Annotated in this window: 1 protein-coding gene and 1 pseudogene; one reads left to right on the top strand and one right to left on the bottom strand. The window is 35.7% G+C overall.

Annotated elements, in window-relative coordinates:
* Window positions 1–95: 95 nt before the first annotated feature.
* Window positions 96–386 (top strand): annotated as a pseudogene (locus H592_RS0111380) (IS4-like element ISMps1 family transposase); the annotation flags it as partial.
* 333 nt (window positions 387–719) lie between these two features.
* Here the strand turns inward: H592_RS0111380 and H592_RS23290 are convergent.
* Window positions 720–4,283, bottom strand: a complete 3,564-nt coding sequence (locus H592_RS23290) for an EAL domain-containing protein (protein ID WP_051369139.1) — start codon at window positions 4,281–4,283, stop codon at window positions 720–722.
* Between the last annotated feature and the right edge of the window lie 232 nt (window positions 4,284–4,515).

Genomic DNA, 4,515 nt, shown 5'->3' with positions numbered 1-4,515 from the left:
TCGATCATTGTGATAAGAATGATCGTGCGATATCTGTCACTTTATTTTTATAAAAACGCTGTTCATTTTTTAGGCTTTTCATGATTTAGCCCTGGATGGAAGGATTGGTCTGGAGTAGTTTACTTTCATTGTTGGTTAAACGACGTATAGGGTTAAGTGTTCAGCAACTTACTGGCGTTGAGTTATCGACGTTTATGGTTGCTAAAAATACACAGGGTTGGTTTTATCCACTGATGGAATTGATAACGCAAAACATATTATCGAAGCTCAAAAAAACGTGGAAAAGCACAATTCATTTTCTGTCAAAATATGCCAAACGGGCACACCCTGACAGAGATAAAAAAACGGGACGATTGCAATACGGGTTAAAACCCATTATTTCTTAAAGTCCAACCTATGAGCCTTAACATTCAGGTTTAAAATATGCATAAAGAGCTAGTAAATTCACATAAAAGTCGAAAATTAACCCTAATTAAATACTATTATCAACTAATGTAAACCTTTTGTTAGATTTTATTCAACAAAAGGAGGCTTTAAAGGCTATTTCCTCCTTTTAAATTCTCTTTTTACTCTTTATTAATACGCCTGAGATATGCAATAAAGCACTATAAATATTTAAACGACCCTAGTTGGAAATTTATAACTTAAAGATAAAAATCATAATTCATGGCACCACAAAAACCCTATCACCGAGATGAGTTTAGTGCTTGATAAACGAACTATTTTTTAAGTAAAGAATGAAAATTTTCTCTATTCATTGGCTTACCAAGCAAATACCCCTGCCCGAAATCACAGTGGTGCTTATGTAGATAAGTTAATTGTTCTTGTGTTTCAATTCCTTCTGCAACAACTTTAATGCCAAGTCGATTTGCCATCGTCAAAATAGTTTCAATTAATATCTCAGATGCGCTATCGATACCAATATTTTTAATAAAGCTTCTATCTATCTTAATTTGATCAATTGGAAAGTTAATCAAATAATTTAAGGATGAGTAACCCGTACCGAAATCATCAATAGCGACTTTAATCCCCATTTTTTTACATTGATTCAGAATAGTAAGTACTTTCTTGGAATCTTCTGTTAAAAGACGCTCGGTGATCTCAATAGTAAGGCTCACTGATTTGCTGATCTTTTTGATAGCCGTAAGCCAATGCTGTAGTGCATTATCCTTAGTATGGAATAACCTTGGCGATACATTAATGGATAATTCAATCTCGACGTCCATTTCCATTAAGTATTTGCTAGATTCCTCTAACATAAATAAATCAATTTGGTTAATTAACCCTGTTTCTTCCGCTAAATTGATAAACTCAATAGGCGCTATAAAATCACCATTTTTCTGTTGCCATCTAGCCAGTGTTTCGCATTTTCTAATTTGCTTGGTGTTGAGCTCTATAATGGGTTGAAAATAAGGTTGTATCTCCTTTGTTTTAAGTGCCGTGATCAACTCGTTGCGAAGCTGATGACGGTACTCTGATTTTTGTTGCATCTCTTGGGTATAGAATTGGTATCCATTTCTGCCGTTTGCTTTTACCTCATACATCGCCTGATCTGCTTTTTTTAATAATTCATCTACATTGTTTGCATCGTCAGGGTATATTGCAATGCCGATACTGGCACTCAAATGAACTTCTGCATTGCTCAGTTGATAAGGCTCCTGCATCTTTTGGGAAATTTTATCCGCTATCGTAAGCGCATGTTTATAATGTTCAACATCATTGAGAATAAGCGCAAACTCATCGCCGCTTATGCGTGAAACCGTATCAGATGACCTAATGAGTTTTTTTAATCGATCAGCAGATTCAATCAAAACCAAATCACCAGCATGATGCCCGAGATTATCATTGATGGGCTTAAAACGATCTAAGTCGATAAATAAAATCGCGATACTTTTTTTACTACGAGAAGCACTTTCTATTGCAAGATCCAACCGGTCCTGAAAAGTGCGGCGATTAGGCAGGTTAGTCAAGCTATCGTGAGAAGCTTGATATTCAATAAATTTTATATTTAATATTTTTTCAGTTATATCCTGAATAGTCCCTATAATAGAAGATGAGTTGTCGGTTGCTTTGCCATCAGACACTATTTTAAGCCACATTGGTTTATTATTTTTTGTAGCAAATGCTATTTTAATAGAAAAGGCTTTAGGCGCTTTTAGTCCATTTTTTATTTTTGTTTTCCATAATTGATAATCTTCAGCTGAAATATATTTTTTTAAATCGCTTAACTTAGCAGGTAAAAATGCTTGGGGCTCACCTATCACTAAAGAGGACTGCTCAGACCATTTTATAAAATTCAGTTCATTATCAAGTTCCCAGCCGCCAATTTTCGCAACTCGTCCGACTGACTCTAATAACCTTTTATCCTCATTTAACTTTAGCTCTAGCATTGTTTGTTTCGATGTTTGTTTAAACCTAAACCAGATAAACAAACTGAATATAAATGCACTGACAATAAAATAAGATCGCAATAAATAGATATTAGTAGGTAATTCATTGTCGACGAATAAAGGAGTCGCAGCTATATGCCAAGAATGCCCGCCTACTGCAATCCTTGATGATGCTAATTTATTCTGTGCATCAAAAACAGCAGATTCTCCGAAGAAAACAGGTCCCGCTTCACCTTGTAAATCGTAACTTCTAATAGCAATGTTAAAATGATGACGAGAGCTTTCCTTTTCTATAAATTTAAGTAATAGATCAGCATCAATCGGCGCTGAAATAATCCCCCATAATGTCCCGTCAGGTAAGAAAACTGGCGCTCGACCAATGAAGGCTTTACCTCCCTGTACCAAGTTAACTGGACCAATCATCTGAACTTGCCCGGTATTCACTAATTGTTCAACCATTTCTATTTTATTAGGGGTATTTCTATAATTTAACCCCATTGCCTTTTCATTTCCTTTAAGCGGAAAAACATAATTAATGACCAAATCTTTTGCTGCTACAAAGCTTATGAGCATCGGATCTTTTTGAAAGAGAGGTTGTGCATAACGAGCAAAGTCCTCATTAGTGAGTTCAGGGGTGGCTGATATGTAAGAGGCAAAGCCAGTCAACAAAGAAAGGTTATTCTCTAACTCCCCTTTTAGCTTTGCACTGATAGTATTAATCACCTGGGTCGCATTTTCTTTGACAGCGCGCTTTTCCTCTTTGATAAATATGTCTTCAAATTGCATTTCAAAAAGGACGATCACTAATATGACCGCTAACAGGGTTAATACTTTAAGCTCGCGAGTCCAAAGAAAAAAGATAACAAAAAGCAGCATGATGATACCGAGTAAATAAAAAATAAAGCTATCTGAAAATGGGGTTATCTCTTCTTTTTGAACACTAAAATGACTATCATTTAAATCTGAACGGATCAGACCTAAGGAACGAATTCGTTCATTCATATTGAACCAACGTTCTTTATTAATATCTCCTAATGGTTTTTCAGCATAATTCAGTAGTTGATCGATATGTTCAGCGAAGAAGAGATTATATTGATAAATATCATCATATTTGACTAAATAACGGGGAAACTCATTGGCTATCCGTTTTGCTATTTCTTCTTTATGCTCAATGGCATAACGCCACCCTTTCATACTCGCTTTGGTAAACTGATTAACAATATCAGGATGACTGTTTGCATATTCAAATGAGGTATACAACGAGTCACCATAGAAGTCTAACCCTAAATCCGCCGGTTTAACTTTATTGAGCTTGATCGCTTTCTCTTTTGCTGAGAACTCAGCGGAAATCGCATAGGTAACAATCGCATCGGCTTCATTGTTTAATAGCGTATCGATGGTAACGGGTTGATCTACGAATTTTATTTTTTTGAAATCATAGCCATGTGAGCGAAACATCGCAGCTATTTCAGCTTTAGCAAAATCAGATTCAGTAACGGCAATACGTAATTGAGAGAGTTCCCTGAGACTACTAATATCGGTATTTTGTAGCGAAAAGATGGCCGTCGGGCTATGTTGAAACAGTGAAGCGAGAATGACTGGATTAAGGTCATTATCTTTAACCAGTAGAATGTCTAAACCACCGATTGCAAATTGCGCCTGGCCTTGTTTAATCTCATCACTTGGCGTGATAATACTTTTATCTGCTTTGACAGAAGGTCGTATCTCGACATCAAGCCCTGCTTCTTCATAAAAACCTTGCCATTTAGCCGCATAATATCCTGCAAACTGAAATTGATGTTCCCATTTTAACTGCAAAACCACTTTTTCTTCCGCGATAAGAAGAGAGGAAAAAACCAGTAATAACCAACAAGTAAATAGTTTTCGAAGCATTTATAAATATCTCTTCTATGAAAGAATTTCTCGTACTGAAATTATCTAATACGTTTATTTTAGATAGGTATTTTAAACATCAATAGGTACATTACAATCATTTAGAAGACAATAATAATGATATTGATAGATAACTCGCTCAGGGCGAAATCATGAAGCACCTTGCCCTGTAAGGACTCGCTCGATGTAATCTGTATTTCGATTGGCCTTCTTTTGTTTTCTCTTGATACTT

Source organism: Psychromonas arctica DSM 14288, assembly GCF_000482725.1.
Lineage (GTDB): Bacteria > Pseudomonadota > Gammaproteobacteria > Enterobacterales > Psychromonadaceae > Psychromonas > Psychromonas arctica.
Note: the sequence above shows the minus strand (reverse complement) of the source record. Positions and strands in the feature narration are given on the sequence as shown.

Excerpts from the sequence above, each read along its gene's own strand:
- H592_RS23290 (WP_051369139.1), bottom strand. The coding sequence starts at position 4,283 with ATGCTTCGAAAACTATTTACTTGTTGGTTATTACTGGTTTTTTCCTCT.